Origin of the sequence: Corynebacterium pacaense (assembly GCF_900169525.1) — a bacterium.
Taxonomy (GTDB): domain Bacteria; phylum Actinomycetota; class Actinomycetes; order Mycobacteriales; family Mycobacteriaceae; genus Corynebacterium; species Corynebacterium pacaense.
Window position 1 is genome coordinate 1,432,902 of the sequence record NZ_LT821240.1, and the last position, 15,957, is coordinate 1,448,858.

Annotated in this window: 14 protein-coding genes; 6 read left to right on the top strand and 8 right to left on the bottom strand. The window is 63.2% G+C overall.

All coding sequences use genetic code 11. The features are described from left to right. Positions 1–63: 63 nt before the first annotated feature. From B7E02_RS13670 to B7E02_RS13680, 3 genes are all read left to right on the top strand, one after another. On the top strand, positions 64–1,206 hold the full coding sequence (locus B7E02_RS13670) for an NAD(P)-binding domain-containing protein (protein WP_425429811.1): 1,143 nt from the start codon (positions 64–66) through the stop codon (positions 1,204–1,206). A gap of 39 nt (positions 1,207–1,245) precedes the next feature. Beyond that, complete coding sequence (locus B7E02_RS13675) at positions 1,246–2,289, top strand: LLM class flavin-dependent oxidoreductase (protein WP_080796802.1); 1,044 nt, start codon at positions 1,246–1,248, stop codon at positions 2,287–2,289. A gap of 327 nt (positions 2,290–2,616) precedes the next feature. Beyond that, positions 2,617–3,624, top strand: coding sequence for an IS481 family transposase (locus B7E02_RS13680; protein ID WP_080796803.1), 1,008 nt, complete (start codon positions 2,617–2,619; stop codon positions 3,622–3,624). On the opposite strand, the gene B7E02_RS13685 is transcribed toward B7E02_RS13680, so the two are convergent. Next, positions 3,621–3,881 carry a hypothetical protein gene (locus B7E02_RS13685; RefSeq protein WP_080796804.1) on the bottom strand — a complete coding sequence of 87 codons (261 nt, stop codon included), beginning with the start codon at positions 3,879–3,881 and terminating at the stop codon, positions 3,621–3,623. The two genes, B7E02_RS13680 and B7E02_RS13685, sit on opposite strands and share 4 nt — an antisense overlap. A gap of 163 nt (positions 3,882–4,044) precedes the next feature. On the opposite strand from B7E02_RS13685, the gene B7E02_RS13690 reads away from it, so the two are divergent. After that, entirely contained in the window at positions 4,045–5,211 is a 1,167-nt protein-coding gene (locus B7E02_RS13690) for a 2-polyprenylphenol hydroxylase (protein ID WP_080796805.1), read from the top strand. 793 nt (positions 5,212–6,004) lie between these two features. Here B7E02_RS13690 and B7E02_RS13695 read toward each other — a convergent pair. Next, a complete protein-coding gene (locus B7E02_RS13695; RefSeq protein ID WP_080796956.1) occupies positions 6,005–6,799 on the bottom strand; it encodes a carbon-nitrogen hydrolase family protein in 795 nt (264 codons plus the stop codon). Positions 6,800–6,891: 92 nt separating this feature from the next. Between B7E02_RS13695 and B7E02_RS13700 the strand changes: the two genes are divergently transcribed. Then, a complete protein-coding gene (locus tag B7E02_RS13700; protein ID WP_080796806.1) occupies positions 6,892–7,158 on the top strand; it encodes a hypothetical protein in 267 nt (88 codons plus the stop codon). After that, complete coding sequence (locus B7E02_RS13705; RefSeq protein WP_080796957.1) at positions 7,155–8,312, top strand: alpha/beta hydrolase; 1,158 nt, start codon at positions 7,155–7,157, stop codon at positions 8,310–8,312. The genes B7E02_RS13700 and B7E02_RS13705 overlap by 4 nt, the downstream gene beginning before the upstream one ends. On the opposite strand, the gene B7E02_RS13710 is transcribed toward B7E02_RS13705, so the two are convergent. The 6 genes from B7E02_RS13710 to dnaK all read right to left on the bottom strand — a co-directional run bounded on the left by B7E02_RS13710 (position 8,306) and on the right by dnaK (position 15,609). After that, complete coding sequence (locus tag B7E02_RS13710) at positions 8,306–9,349, bottom strand: zinc-dependent alcohol dehydrogenase (protein ID WP_080796807.1); 1,044 nt, start codon at positions 9,347–9,349, stop codon at positions 8,306–8,308. The two genes, B7E02_RS13705 and B7E02_RS13710, sit on opposite strands and share 7 nt — an antisense overlap. A 45-nt stretch (positions 9,350–9,394) precedes the next feature. Continuing rightward, positions 9,395–10,915: an acetaldehyde dehydrogenase ExaC gene (gene exaC, locus B7E02_RS13715; RefSeq protein ID WP_080796808.1), complete on the bottom strand. Its 1,521-nt coding sequence runs from the start codon at positions 10,913–10,915 to the stop codon at positions 9,395–9,397. Positions 10,916–11,233: 318 nt separating this feature from the next. Further along, the gene (locus B7E02_RS13720; RefSeq protein ID WP_080796809.1) at positions 11,234–11,653 is read right to left on the bottom strand and encodes a heat shock protein transcriptional repressor HspR; all 420 of its coding nucleotides are present in this window, start codon (positions 11,651–11,653) and stop codon (positions 11,234–11,236) included. A 21-nt stretch (positions 11,654–11,674) separates the two neighbouring features. Then, positions 11,675–12,865 carry a molecular chaperone DnaJ gene (gene dnaJ / locus B7E02_RS13725; RefSeq protein WP_080796810.1) on the bottom strand — a complete coding sequence of 397 codons (1,191 nt, stop codon included), beginning with the start codon at positions 12,863–12,865 and terminating at the stop codon, positions 11,675–11,677. Positions 12,866–13,078: 213 nt separating this feature from the next. After that, positions 13,079–13,741, bottom strand: coding sequence for a nucleotide exchange factor GrpE (grpE, locus tag B7E02_RS13730; RefSeq protein ID WP_080796811.1), 663 nt, complete (start codon positions 13,739–13,741; stop codon positions 13,079–13,081). Further along, a complete protein-coding gene (gene dnaK, locus B7E02_RS13735) occupies positions 13,741–15,609 on the bottom strand; it encodes a molecular chaperone DnaK (protein WP_080796812.1) in 1,869 nt (622 codons plus the stop codon). The genes grpE and dnaK overlap by 1 nt, the downstream gene beginning before the upstream one ends. Between the last annotated feature and the right edge of the window lie 348 nt (positions 15,610–15,957).

Here is a 15,957-nt window from a genome sequence, read left to right on the forward strand (position 1 = left end):
CGCATTCCGTCAACGACGCACCCCGGGATGGACGGAAATGCTAACATTGTTGATGTGGCAACAATGTTCGAGGCAATCATCATCGGAGCGGGCCAGGCCGGCCTCGCGGCGGCACACGAACTCACCCGCAGGGGCCTGGTCCCCGGCCGCGATTTCCTGGTCCTGGATTCCAATGAGGGCCCGGGCGGGGCGTGGCGCCACCGCTGGGACTCCCTCACCCTCGGCCGAGCCCACGGAATCGCGGACTTGCCCGGCCTCACCCTGGACAGGCCGGAGGGTTCCGTACCGGCCTCGACGGTGGTCGCCGGTTACTACGGTTCCTATGAAGAGAAGTTCTCCCTGAAGGTCGTCCGCCCCGTCCGGGTGACCCGCGTCGAACCAACCGACCCGCAAGATCGCACCAGCCCCCTCCGTGTCAGCTCGGAGGACGGGCGCAGCTGGCTGACACGTATCGTTCTCAATGCCACCGGCACCTGGACCAACCCCTATGTGCCCTTCATTCCGGGAATCGGCAGCTTCACCGGCCGGCAGCTGCACACCGCCAATTACCGTCGCGCCCGGGACCTCTCCGGACAGCGCGTGCTGGTCGTCGGAGGCGGACTCAGCGCGGTGCAGTTTCTCCTCGAGCTTGAGGGCACCGCCGAGACCACCTGGGCCACCCGACGTCCACCGAATTTCACCGAGGGACAGTTCGACGGGGGCTGGGGACTCGCAGTGGAACGCGCGGTGCGCGAGCGGACGTTTTCCGGCAGACAACCGGCCAGCGTGGTCCGCACCACCGGAATCCCCATGATTGAGCCGTACATGGACGGCGTGGCACGGGGAATCCTGGTCAGCCGGGGAATGTTCGACAGGATCACCCCGGACGGCGTCATCTTCGGCACACCGGCACCACCGCGGGCGCAGGGCCTCGGACCCTCGGACGCCACCCGGCTGGCAGTACCGGAGAGTTGGCGCCCCTTCCCCGCGGGCACGGAACTGAAGGCGGACACCATCTTCTGGAACACCGGCTTCCGCGCGGCGCTGCGGCACCTCGCACCCATGAGACTGCGCCGCGGCAGGGGCATTCCACTTGTCGACGAAGTGACCCCCGCCGTGGATCCGCGGGTCCTGCTGGTGGGTTACGGTTCAACGGCCTCGACGATCGGCGCGACCCGGGCCGGTCGACTGGCGGGCCGCACCGCGGTGAAGCTGCTCCGCCGCTAGTTGTTGACACATCACCTAAGTGGTGGCAATGTGGAATCCATGAAAGCATTCGGATTTTTGAGTTTCGGCCACTACCAGATAGGCCACGAACGCGAGATGCTCCACCAGGCACTCGATCTGGCCCGTGAGGCGGACAGTATCGGCGTCAACGGCGCCTATTTCCGCGTCCATCACTTCGCACCACAAAACGCATCACCCATGCCGCTTCTCGGTGCCGTCATCGGCGCCACCAAGCACATCGAGGTCGGTACCGGTGTCATTGACATGCGCTATGAGAATCCGCTCTATCTCGCGGAGGAGGCCGCCGCACTGAACCTGCTTGCCGACGGCAGAGTCGCACTCGGAGTGTCCCGGGGATCGCCCGAGCCCGCCGACAAGGGCTGGGAGGCCTTCGGCTACAACGGTGGCGACGATCCCCGTGCCGCTGAAATGGCCAGGAAGAAGTTCCTCCGCTTCCTCGATGCCATCGACGGCGAGGGCATGGCGGTCGCCGCGGACTCCCAGTACCCGCGGATGTACCGCCCCGGTGCCGCTCTTCCGATCTTCCCGCACGATCCTGAACTGCGGAAATCCATCTGGTGGGGCGCGGGATCCAGGAACACGGCGGAACAGGCGGCCAGGGACGGCGTCAATCTCATGAGTTCCACCCTGCTCACCGAGGCGACCGGACAGAGCCTCGGCGACCTGCAGTACGATCAGATCCAGCGCTATCGCAGTACCTGGAAGGAATCCGGCCACGACTGGACGCCCAGGGTATCTGTGTCCCGGACGGTCTTCCCCATTGTCACCGACCGGGACCGCGAACTCTTCGGGCTCCAGGGACAGAGCGAGGACCAGATCGGAATCATCGATGACACCCGCAGCACCTTCGGCCGCTCCTACGTCGGATCACCGGATGAGCTGATCGATCAGCTCAGGGCCGATGCCGCCGTCATGGACGCCGATACCCTTATGCTCACGATCCCCAACCAGCTGGGAGTCGAGATCAACGCCTCCATTCTGCGCAACTTCGCAGAACACGTCGCCCCGGCACTGGGCTGGAAGCCGAACTGGGAGGGCAAGGTCGAGGGCTCCACGGTCTAGTTGTACCTCGCCACACGCGCCCTTATCGACGCGCAGGTCATGGTACCGGCGCCCGGAGACCCGTTTCCAGCCGCGGCATTCTCCGCGCCATGATCGCCGCCCTGGTCCGTGTACCCGGGAGCTGCCGGGTCCGTGAATCCTGCACCCTGAAACCCGTGTGCTCGAGATGACCGGTCAGTGCCTCCACGGACCAGTGGTATGCGGTGGTCACCGCATGTTCAAAGGGCTAACTGTACTTCCCCGACACGTTGTGAACGGGTCAGGTAGGCGAAGGCCTCCGGGCAAGATGTGGGTTACCACACTCACGTCTAGACACCGGAGGCCTTCGTGACACACGCTAATGCACCCTTGACGCCCGAGGGGCGTCGTCGTCTTGTTGTTCTCATCGTCGATAGACGCTGGCCGCTGCGGCGAGCGGCGCAACGGTTCCAGTGCTCGCCCGCGACGGCGAAACGGTGGGCCGACCGGTACCGGGCAGGGCTACCGTTAACGGACCGCAGCTCGAAGCCGCTGACCTCGCCGAACCGACTACCACGCAAGACCGAACGGCGGATCGTCGCATTACGGTTCACCCGCTGGTGGGGTCCGCACCGGATCGCGTACCACCTAGGCTCGCACCGATCCACGCTCGGGCGGGTACTGGCACGATACGACATGCCCAAGCTGGTCAACATCGACCAGGCCACCGGGCTGCCGGTGCGCAAGCCCACACCGGTCCGGTACGAGGTCGCAGCACCAGGCCAGCTGGTGCACGTAGATATCAAGAAGCAAGGCCGCATCCCCAACGGTGGCGGGTGGCGCGCCCACGGTCGCGGATCACCCCAAGACCGTCGCGCTGGCACTGCCCGCGACAAGGCAGCACGTGCCGGCGCGGCCAGCTCCCGCGACTACCGCTACCTCCATCACGGCGTGGACGACCACTCACGGCTGGCATACTCAAAAATCCTCGACGACGAACGCAAGGAGACCGCGGCCGGGTTCTGGACCCGCGCCAACGCGTTCTTCGCAAGCCTGGGCGTGACCGTCACAGCCGTGATGACCGACAACGGTTCCTGCTACCGCTCCCGCGCCTTCGCCAACGCCCTGGGTGAGAACATCAAGCACAAGCGGACCAAGCCCTACCATCCCCAGACCAATGGCAAAGTCGAGCGCTTAAACCGCACCCTCGCCACCGAGTGGGCCTACGTCAAGCCCTACGCCAGCGAAGCCGAGCGAGCCACCGCCTACGAGACATGGCTGCATCACTACAATCACCATAGACCCCACACCGGGATCGGCGACCAGACCCCCTCAGAACGCGTTCACAACGTCACAGGGAAGTACACCTACAGCTAACCCGCCGTTCCTGCAAAGAAGCCGAGGAACAGGCTCCCGCCATCACCGATGGCCCGTGCGCACTCCGCCAGTGGCTCGCCGATCAGCTCGGGTCCGGTGTGAATGTGCGAGAACGGGGCCGGGACTCCGCCGAGGAAGTCCGTCCACTGTCCCGGCCCGCACCCGACGTCGGGCACAGGACCTGAGATCCCGCGCGCCCAGGCGAGCAGAGGCGCACGCTCGGATTCAAAGGGAGTGGTCGATCCTGGCGACACCATCGATGTACTCCCGGGCCCGCCTGGAGTAGGCGGACACAGGACCCGATCACTCATGGAGCCGACCTGCCGCGCCGCCACCCCTGGGAAGTAGCAGCCCCCGGCGGAGGGTTTTCCAGCATCGCAGCCGGTGAGATTCCGGACAAATCCCTGATCGGGGTGCACAATGGAAGACGTGAATCATCAACCTACTAACGCTGTGGCCTCCCGAATCGAGGAGAACTCCGCGGCTTTTCTGGGTGCGGTTCTGGACAGGCTCCACACCGCGGACGCGCTCGCCCACCTCTACCTCCCGGGCCAGTCCGATCGGACCCACGTGTCCCTCTGCTCCTCCTTGTCCACGCTCATCTCCACCGTCGCCGATCGGAAGAACGTCGATCGGGTGGTGCTGCGGGAGGCTGAGTCACTGGCAACGGACTACCGCCGTTTCGGAATGACCCCGGAGTTCTATCTGCTGTTCAGTTCCATTATTCAGGAGGAGCTCCGCAAGCTGTGCACGGACCTGTCCTTCGAGGAGGTCTTCCACGCCGAACGTGCGGTGGAGATCGTTTTCCGGGACATGGCCGAAACCACCCGCCGGCTGGATCTCGCGGGTGTGCCCGCATCAACCGGCGCCACGGTCGCCGAGGTGGAAAGGAGAAGCAGGCGGTTCTCCGTCGTGCGCCTGGTCGCCGACCGGCCACTCGACTACCGGCCGGGGCAGTACATGGCCGTGACCGCTGATTTCCTGCCGAATGTGTGGCGATTCCTCTGCCCCTCGATTCCCCCCAACCAGTGGGGCCAGGTTGAGTTCCATGTGCAGTCCGATGCCGACAGCATCGCCACCCTCCTGGCCTCCACCCAACCGGGCGACCGCTGGAGGATCGGGAACGGGCTGGGCAATCTATCGGACAACGCCATCGAATCAGGTGCGGAGCTGCTGCTCGTCGGTTTCGCCACGGGCCTTGCCCCGCTGCGTTCGATCATGCTTGAGATCGTGAACAGACCCAACCCGCCACGGGTGCACTTCTTCGTCGGCGCGGAGTACCCCGGCGAGCTTTACGAGCTGATGGGATTGTGGAACTTCGCAGCCGCCTGCCCCTGGCTGTCCGTGGTGCCCGTGGTCACCCACGAAATCGATGAGTGGTGGGTCCAGGCCACAGAGGCGTCGCGGCCGCCCCGCGGACTGCATCTGGTGCAGGTGGGTTCGCTTGCCGACGCGGTGACCAGCTACGGCACCTGGTCAGATCGCGAGGTACTGATCGCAGGACCCGCAGAAAAAACGGAAGGGGTCCGTGACGCGATGATCGCCAGGGGCACGCCGCCCGGAAGCATCCGTTGCCTTTCCTTCTAGCACCACAGTCGTGTTTAAAAAGTGTGTCCACGTTGCGTCTTTTGTGCCGTTTCCTCTGCTCGGCACCGAACTCAAAGGGATGCCCGGGCTTCTTCCTTCGTTTTAGGACCTGATCATCACGCTCAGGGATCGTTGCTTTTCATCCCGTGGGCGCGCAGCCACCGCCGATTGAACTTCGATGGGTAATCCCTGTCCGCCAGCACCCGATCCGGTCTTTTCCGGTCTCGCCCACCACCTATCCGCGGGACAGATATGGCATCCTTGGTCGCGGCCGGCATTGTTTTATCACTGGTGTTTCCCCGGCTGGCGCGATGGACGATGCGCGACCGCGTCCATCTGCAACAAGATGGGCTTTCCTGGTCAATCCACCCCGTGAACTTCCTATGCAGTGATCTACCGGTTCCAGATCACGCGGATTGTTGTCATTCGTTAGTGCCCTCTGTGTGGCGGGGGTGGCTGATACCGTGCTGATGGACACGGTTGATGGTGGAGTCAATGGTGACGCACCTGCGGCGTCGTTGAGGGACTGCACACGGGTCAACGGTGTCATCCATACCCCGTCTTTGGACCATTGATGGAAGTCTGTACGCGGTGTTCCAGTTTCCGAACCGTTCGGAAGGATCCCGCCAGGCCGTGGCCTCCACCATCAATCGTCGATCAACGGGGGCGTCCGCCTATCATGCAGGGTGGGAACAACTCGCCAATGATCGCCCAGATTTCATCAGAAATGACGTCTGGTGAAATGGATGCTATTTTCCCGGAGCCACAAACTGAAACTCTTTGGCAGCACACCCTAGGACAGGACCGGGATGGACTTCCGGATCCGGGACACCAGTTCCGGATCGATGTCCGCGATGATCGTCTGCTCCCGGTCTCCGCCCTCGGCGATCACCCGACCGGCCGGATCGATGACGGCGGAATGTCCGATGCCGGCGGGGCCCGTCCGCTCCTCCCGCGGTCGTGCCTGCCCGCAGGCAAGGATCCAGGAGGTCGAGTCCAACGCCCTCGCCCTGCTGAGGACCCGCCACTGCTCCACCTTGTCCGCTCCATCCTGCCAGGAGGTGGGCACAACGATCACCTCGGCGCCCCTGCGTGCCAGATCCTTGAACTGCTCAGGAAAACGGATGTCATAGCAGATGGCCACACCGACTCTGACGCCGTCGCACTCAAAGACATGCAACGTGTCTCCGGGTTTGACGGTATCGGACTCCCGGTAGCCGAAGGCATCATAGGTGTGGATCTTGTTGTATCCCTCGTGGAGACCCTGGCCCGTGACCAGCGCCGTATTGTGGACCCTGTTGATTGAATTCCCATCGCGCCGGACCGTATCCGCCGTGGTGAACATACCCGCAACGATGACCACCCCCAGGTCCTGTGCGAGATCCTTCAACGCTTGTGCGAAGACACCGTCGTCGAGGTCCTCGGCCTGCGCGTCGAGACGCCCCGTACCGAAGGCCTGGGAGGTCGCCTCGGGAAACACCAGCAACCGTGCCCCCTGCTCCGCCGCGGCCGAGGCACGGGACCGCACCAACTCCAGGTTGGCTCCTTTATCTGCTCCGGTGGAGATCTGCAAGAGTGCAATACGCATGGTGCCCACCCTATGTGGATAACCGTCACCTGTACACAGATCAGCGCCATAGCAGGTTGCCGGGCCCCGGCGATCCGGGTTCTATTGTGGACATGAACCCCAACGACCTGCACATTCATCCCGAGTTCGACTCATTGGCCGCGTCGGCGCACACCGAGATCCGGGCCCCCCATCTCAATCTCCCTCTGCTCACCGGGGCCACCGCAGCCGCACTGACACGCGCGGAGGCGCTCTGGCGGTCGGACCTCGCTCGTTCGGATACCGCAGTCGGAGACCAGCTTCATGGCATCCGCGATCTCGCACGGACCTTCCGTTCCATGGATGCAACGCTGGGTTCGGCCCTGGGGCGACTGTGGTGACCCTTGCTCCGAGCAGCGGGGATATGCGCCGTTCCGCCGAGATCCTGCACCATGCGGCGGAATCCATGCTGCAGCGGCAACGGGATCGGTACCGCCTTTGGAACAGGCTGGCCGAGCATGTGTCCGCCCTCGCATTCACCGCGGGATTCACCGCCTTGAGGAACGCGGCTGCCCCGGTCGCCCGCACGGCGGAATCCATGTCCGGGGTGGCGGAGGTGCTGAGGGAGACCGCAGTGGTCACGGGGGACCTCGAGGGCTATCTGGCCATCATGGAAGATATCGCCGACTATTCGCCGTCCATGACACTGATGCTGGAGAAGCTCGCCGGGCTGGCCCTACTCCTGGATTTCATGTGCGCCCGCGAGATCGAGGCACTGTGCACCGGCACGTCAGTCGGCCCGGTGCGCAGACTGCAGGAGTTCGGGGATCTGCCCTCGGAGGCGGTGCATCAGTACAATCTGATGAACGCACCACCGGAGATCGCACGGATTGCCGTGGACAACCCCGATCTCAGGCTCCTGGAGGTCGGCGGAGGGAACTTCGTTGCGAGCATCGGAGATATCGATACCTCCGCGGCGGTGGCCACCATCGTCCCCGGTGTGGGTTCCTCCGATCCCGCCGGGTGGCACACCCAGATCGACCGCGCCCGTACCGTGGCGCAGTCGACGGGCGCTGCGACGGTGCTGTGGATGGGCTACAACGCCCCACGGTCCATTCCACACGCACTGTCCGGATCTCCGGCCGGTTCCGCGGGGGCGGATCTGCGCGAGTTTCATGCGGGCCTGGCCCGCCGCAATCCGGACCAACGCCGAGTGAGCATCGGCTACAGCTACGGATCCACGGTGGTGGGGGCGGCGTCGACCGGCGGCCACGGCCTTGACAGCGATGCGGTGGTGCTGGTGGGCAGTCCCGGCGCGGGGGTGCTCCGAGCCGCGGATATGAATCTCAACAGCGCGGAACCCCGCGTCTACGCGGTAACGGGTCGGGCCGATCCGATCGGCTTCGCCGCCACCGCCTTCGGCGGGATTCACGGGGTGGATCCCACAACGGCACCCTTCGGGGCACGGGTGTGGGATTCCGGGGTGGGGCATTCGGACTATTGGAATGACCCCGGTTTCCTGGCCAACCTCAGGGGGGTGGTCGCAGGTCAGTAGCGGATTGCCACACGGCCGTCGATCTTGCCCTTGCGCATTCGGTCGAGGACGTCATTGATCTCATCCAGGGCGCACTCGCTGACGGTGGGCTTGATCAGTCCGCGGGCGTAGAAATCGAGCGCCTCGGCCATGTCCTGCCTGGTGCCCACGAGTGAACCGCGGATGGTCAGGCCCTTGAACACGATCTCAAACACCGATGCGGGGAACTCTCCGGGGGGAAGACCGTTGAACACGATAGTCCCGGCGCGGCGCGCCATGTCGATCGCCTGCCGGAAGGCCTTCTCATGGACCGCGGTGACCAGCACTCCGTGCGCCCCGCCGCCGGTGTACTCCTGGACGACCTCGGCGGGATCGCCCTCACGGGCATTGACGGTGAATTCCGCCCCGTGCCTGGTGGCCAGATCAAGCTTGTCCTGGGAGACATCGACGGCGATGACCCTGAGACCCATAGCGACGGCGTACTGCACGGCGATGTGCCCGAGTCCGCCGATGCCGGAGATGACCATGAACTGACCCGGTCGGGTCTCGGACACCTTCAGCGCCTTGTAGACGGTCACACCCGCGCAGAGAATCGGGGCGGCCTCCACGTAGTTGGTGACGCTCTCCGGGATTCTCGCCGCATAGCGGGTATCGACGAGCATGTAGCTACCGAAGGATCCGTTGACGGTGTAGCCGCCGTACTCGGCGAAGTTGCACTGGGTCTCACGACCTGTGATGCAGTACTCACACTCGCCACATGCGGACCAGAGCCAGGCATTGCCGACGATGTCGCCGACCTCGACGTTGTGGTGGTTTCCCGGTCCGAGCTCGATGACCTCGCCGATACCCTCATGGCCCGGGACGAAGGGCGGCTCCGGCTTGACCGGCCAGTCCCCCTCCGCGGCGTGGAGGTCCGTGTGGCAGACCCCGGAGGCGATCACCTTCACCAGTGCCTGATTGACACCGGGCTTGGGTACGTCAATGTCCCGGATGTTGAGGGTGGGGCCGAACTCATCGACAAGTGCTGCTTCAAACTGGGTGGGGATTGTGCTGGTCATGCGTAATACTCCTTCTAGTTCTCAAGCGTGGGAAACAATATGGGATCAGAACAGGCCCGTGGGGTTCGGGTCGTAGGACACCAGGAGGTTCTTGGTCTGCTGGTAGTGGCCGAGCATCATGAGGTGGTTCTCACGCCCGATGCCGGACTCCTTGTAGCCACCGAAGGCGGCGTGCGCCGGGTAGTTGTGGTACTGGTTCACCCACACTCGTCCGGCGTGGATGGCACGGCCCGCGCGGTAGACGGTGTTCTGGTCGCGGGACCACACCCCGGCACCGAGTCCGTAGTTGGTGTCGTTGGCGATGTGGATGGCCTCATCAAAATCGGAGAAGGTGGCCACGGACAGAACGGGGCCGAAGATCTCCTCGCGGAAAATCCGCATGTCGTTGGTGCCCCTGAACACGGTCGGCTCGATGTAGTAGCCGTTGTCCAGTCCGTCGATCTTGTTGACCTTGCCGCCGGTGAGTGTCTGCGCGCCCTCCTCCGGTCCGATCTTGAGATAGCTGGAGATCTTCTCCATCTGCTCCTGCGATGCCTGGGCCCCCATCATCGTCTCGGTGTCGAGCGGGTTGCCCAGCTTGATGCTCTGGACCCGTTTGACGCCGAGTTCGAGGAACTCATCGGCGATGGACTCGTGGACGAGGGCGCGGGAGGGACAGGTGCAGACCTCGCCCTGATTGAGGGCGAACATCGCGAAGCCCTCCACCGCCTTCTCCCGGAACGCGTCATCCTGGGAGAGCACGTCGGCAAAGAAGATCGAGGGCGATTTTCCGCCGAGCTCGAGGGTGACCGGGATGATCTTGTCCGCGGCGGCCCTGTTGATGATCTTGCCCACCTGGGTGGAACCGGTGAAGGCGATCTTGCCGATGCGGTCGGACCCGGAGAGGGCGACACCCGCCTCCTCGCCGAGTCCGTTGATGACGTTGAGCACGCCGTCCGGGATCAGATCCCCGACGATGTTGAGCAGGTAGAGAATGGAGGCCGGGGTCTGCTCTGCCGGCTTGAGAACGATGGTGTTGCCGGCCGCCAGTGCCGGGGCGATCTTCCAGGTGGCCATGAGAATAGGGAAGTTCCACGGGATGATCTGTGCCACGACACCGATGGGCTCGTTGTAATGGTAGGCGACGGTGTTGTGGTCGATCTGGGAGGAACGGTCCTCCTGCGCACGAATGGCACCCGCGAAGTAGCGGAAGTGATCCACGGCCAGGGGAATGTCGGCGGCCAGTGTCTCCCGGACAGCCTTGCCGTTCTCCCAGGTCTCGGCCACTGCGATCTCCTCGAGGTGCTCCTCGATGCGATCGGCGATGCGATGCAGGATCAGTGCACGCTCAGCGACCGACGTCTTTCCCCAGGCATCGGCGGCCGCGTGCGCGGCGTCGAGAGCCTTTTCCACGTCCGCCGCCGTGGAGCGCGCGACCTCACAGAAAACCTCACCGTTGACGGGGGAGATATTCTCCATGTAGCGGCCCTCGACCGGGGCCACCCACTGGCCGCCGATGTAGTTGTCATAGCGCTTCTCGTAGTTGACGATTGAACCTTCGGTCCCGGGATTTGCATACACGGTCATCGCTGGTTTCCTCTTCTCTCTCCGGTCACCACACAGAGATCTTGTGCGTCAGGTGACAATGAATCTGATTTTGTGACCGCGAGCACATTTGCATCGCGTATGTGCCACCCTATGCCGAAGCTGCCGGAGCCCGCCACGAAAATCTCAATCGTGCGGCATTCCCGCAGGAAAAGGCCCACAGAATTCACAGATAGCACCCTATTACGGGGGTATTATTCGGAAACTGCCGATATAAAATCGTTCCTCAAATGGAAAAACGGACTGTGCGCAATTCACACAGTCCGTTTCGGGAGTATCCAGGGACCCTAGCAAAGTTGGCTAGGACGAGCGGCGCCTTCGCCGTTCCCACGTCACCACGGCCGTCGATCGAGGCACGTGGACCAGCTCACCCCGTGTCCGGGCGCCCGATCCCAGCTGCCGCTGCAGCTCCTCGTTCGCCTGCGTGGCCTCGGCGAGGGAGGCCTTGAGGTTCCGGTTCTCCTCGGTCAGTTGGATGATCGACTTGATCCCGGCGAGGTTGACACCCTCCTTCTGGCTCAGCCGCTGGATCTCACGGAGCAGTTCCACGTCCCGGACGGAGTACCTTCGTCCACCGCCACGGGTACGCTGCGGCATCACCAGGCCGAGGCGGTCGTAGGTGCGCAGGGTCTGGGCGTGCATGCCCGCCAGTTGCGCGGCGACGGAGATAACGAACATCTCGTTGTGCGCTTCCTCCGGTGTGCCCTGTTGATCTGCCATTATTATCCTCCGCCTCCTTTCCTATCGTTGGTTTCCGGCCCAACCCTGACGGGGATTGAATCCGGACGCCTTCTCAGCCTCCGCATAGGTGCGCAGGTGCTCTGTCGCGGCGTCGTCAAGCTTGGTTGGAACGGTGACCTGGAGGGTCACCATGAGGTCACCCGGATTCTTCTTGGATGCGATTCCCCTGCCGCGAACGCGCAGGGTACGGCCATCCGGGGTGCCCGCGGGGATCTTCAGCTTCACCGGCTTGCCCAGGGTGGGCACGGAAATCGTGCTTCCCAGCGCGAGTTCGGCGAAACTGACCGGTACCGTCACCGCGATGTTGTTGCCCTCGCGCTCAAAGAGGGCGTCCTTGCGCACATGGACCTTGACGAAGAGATCACCGGAGGGCTTTCCGTTGGGTCCCGCCTCACCCTGGCCGGCGAGTCGGACCTTCTGGCCATCCTCGACTCCGGCGGGAATCCGGACGGTGATCGACCGGGTCTTGAGAACCGTTCCGGTTCCCTGACAATCCGGGCAGGGATCGGTGATGATCTCGCCGGTACCACCACAGTCCGGGCACGGTGAGGAGAAGCCGAATGCTCCACGGTTCTCCGAGGTGTAGCCGGTGCCCTCACATCGCGGACAGGTGGTCGGATGCCCGGAACGCGAACCCGAACCGTGGCAGGTGCTACAGGGTGAGTTCGCCGTCAGTGTAACCGGTATGGTGGTCCCGTTGGCCGCCTCGGCGAAGTCGAGCGTGATGTCGGTTTCTAGGTCCGATCCCCGCGCCGGCCGAGTTGACTGGCGAGGACCAGCGCTGCGGTTGAAAAGGCCACCGAAGATATCGCCCAGACCGCCGTCCGCAGAAAAGCCTCCACCTTGTCCGGCTCTTCCGAAGGCGTCGCCGATGTCGAAGTCGTTCGTCGACGTGCGAAACCCACCGGGATATCCGGCACCCCCGCTTCCGAAGCCACCACGTACGCCACCCGAGGCAAGCATGGCCTTCAGTTCATCGTATTCCTTGCGCTTCTTCTCATCGCCAACCACGTCATAGGCCTCGGCGGCCTTCTTGAAGCGCTCCTCCGCCGCCTTGTCACCGGGGTTCTTGTCCGGGTGGTTCTCCCGTGCCAGTTTCCGGTAGGCCTTCTTGATCTCATCTTCGCTGGCGGACGAGGAGACCCCCAGGTCCGCATAATAGTTCTTATTTGCCCATTCGGCGTTTTGCATTGGGCATCTCCTCCTCTCGCTGGAGCTGAAAAACAATCCGGCTGAAGCTAGGTTCTATGTAAAATTCTTCTCACATTAATTTATAACGATTTGCCGTCCATGCACCGGCGGGCACCCATTGGGGGTGAACCCGTGCCCGCCGGTGGAGAAACTGTGGGCCGTGGACAGCGGCGAAACCACATGTCGTGCCCCGGACTGGATCCGGGACATCAACTAGTTACCGGGGTTCTCCGCATCGGCGATGATGACCATCGCGTTGCGGATCAACCTGCCATTGAGGCGGTACCCCTTTCGGAGGACGGTACCGACGACCTTGGTGTCCCCATTGGAGAGATCCTGTACCGCTTCGTGGATCTCCGGGTCGAAGGCGTCGCCGGGAGCACCGAAGGCCTCGACCTTGAGACCACTGACGATGCCGCGCAACTTATCCGCCAGCGCCTTGAAGGGACCCTGTGTCAGGTCACCGTGCTGCTCCGCGAGATCAAGATCATCAAGAACCGGAAGCAGCTGCGAGATGACGCCCGACTTGGCGGTGTCGATGATCCCCTGACGGTCACGTTCGGTGCGGCGACGGTAGTTGGCGTACTCGGCGCTGACCCGCTGGAGGTCCTCGGTGCGTTCGGCCAGTTGCGTCTCCACCGCGGAAATCGTCATGGCGGCGTCGGGATCGACATCGGCGAACGCCGCGTCGATCTCCGCCTCCAGGCCGGGGTCGATCTCGGGTGTCACCTCAGCGTCCTGTCCCGCCTCCGGATCCTCGTTCGAACGGGCGGCCGCCTCCTCGGCGGCCTGTTCGGCTCGATCGGCGGAGGTGGCCTCCGGATCGGTGTTCTGGGGATCGCCGGGGTTATCGGGCATTCCGTTGGGTGTTGTCATTACTTCTTATCCTCACCATTGTCGTTGGCATCGGTGTCATCCTCGACAACCTCAGCATCCACGACGTTGTCATCGGCTGCACCGCTGGTTCCGGCTCCCGCGTCAGCCTGGGTGGCACCTGCCGCCGCCTCGGCCTCGTAGATGGCCTTACCCATCTCCTGGGACTCGGTGGACAGCTTCTCAACGGCCGACTTGATGGCGTCGAGATCCTCGCCCTTGAGCGCCTCCTCGACATCCTTGGCTGCCTGCTCGACCTTTTCCTTGAGGTCTGCGGAGACCTTGTCGTTGTTGTCCTCGACGAACTTCCGGGTCTGGTAGACCATGGACTCGGCCGAGTTGCGGACCTCCTGCTCCTCGCGGCGCTTCTTGTCCTCCTCGGCGTGAGCCTCGGCATCCTTGACCATGCGGTCGATCTCCTCCTGGGAGAGCCCGGAACCATCCTGAATGGTGATGGTGTTCTCCTTACCGGTGCCCTTGTCCTTGGCGGTGACGTGGACGATGCCGTTGGCGTCGATGTCGAAGGTGACCTCAATCTGCGGAATGCCACGCGGAGCCGGTGCGATTCCACCGAGCTCAAAGGATCCGAGCAGCTTGTTGGCGGAGGCGATTTCACGCTCACCCTGGAAGACCTGGATCTGCACGGAGGGCTGATTGTCCTCAGCGGTGGTGAAGGTCTCCGAACGCTTGGTCGGGATGGTGGTGTTCCGTTCGATGAGCTTGGTCATCACACCGCCCTTGGTCTCAATACCAAGGGACAGCGGGGTGACATCGAGGAGCAGCACGTCCTTGACCTCGCCACGGAGGACGCCGGCCTGGAGTGCAGCACCAACGGCGACAACCTCATCGGGGTTGACGCCCTTGTTCGGCTCACGGCCGCCGGTGAGCTCCTTGACCAGTTCGGTCACTGCCGGCATACGGGTCGAGCCACCGACGAGGACCACGTGGTCGATCTCGGAGACCGAGATCCCGGCATCCTTGACAACCTGGTTGAAGGGGTTCTTGGTACGGTCCAGCAGGTCCTGGGTGATGCGCTGGAACTCCGCACGGGACAGGGTCTCATCCAGGAAGAGGGGGTTCTTGTCAGCATCTACGGTGATGTAGGGAAGGTTGATGCTGGCGTTCTGGGAGGAGGAGAGTTCAATCTTCGCCTTCTCGGCTGCCTCGCGCAGACGCTGCAGTGCCATCTTGTCCTTGGTCAGGTCAATGCCGTTGGAGCTCTTGAACTTCTCCACCAGCCAGTCCACGATTCGCTGATCCCAGTCGTCGCCACCGAGCTCATTGTCACCGGAGGTGGCGCGCACCTCGACGACGCCGTCGCCAATTTCGAGCAGGGAGACGTCGAAGGTACCTCCACCGAGGTCGAAGACCAGGATGGTCTGTTCCTTGTCGCCCTTCTCAAGACCGTAGGCGAGGGCCGCCGCGGTCGGCTCGTTGACGATACGCAGCACGTTGAGCCCCGCGATCTGTCCGGCCTCCTTGGTGGCCTGACGCTGGGCATCCTCGAAGTAGGCCGGCACCGTGATCACGGCGTCGGTGACCTCCTCACCCAGGTACGCCTCCGCGTCCCTCTTCAGCTTCATCAGTGTACGCGCGGAGATTTCCTGTGCGGTGTACTTCTTGCCGTCAATGTCAACGGTCCAGTCGGTGCCGATGTGGCGCTTGACTGAACGGATGGTGCGGTCAACGTTGGTGACCGCCTGGTTCTTGGCGGACTGGCCGACGAGCACCTCGCCGTTCTTGGCAAAGGCCACGACGGACGGGGTGGTCCGGGATCCCTCTGAATTGGCGATGACTACCGGCTCGCCGGCCTCCAGTACCGCAACCACCGAGTTGGTGGTACCAAGATCAATTCCTACTGCACGTCCCATTAGGGTTCCTCCTATATATTGTTGTGATTCACAGTGTCCACGGCTGTTGCCTCAGGCCCTTTATTGAGCCTCTGACACTCAAGCTTACATCGATTACAACGGGCGTATCATCAAAGTTGTTCCCGCTAGACTCAACTTTCTCTAAAGTTGCAGGTCAAAGCCTATAAAAAAGTTCACTATTTGTCCGGAATCCAGACAGATCCGCGCCAAGGCAACGAATCCGGAACCGAACTGAGACTGAAGCGAAATACATGCCAGTGGCTCCTGTGGCATAGTGAACTCTCGTGAGCAAAGAACCTGAAAAATCAACCCGCCCGGACAACCCGGGCGTAGTTGCACCGACCGCGG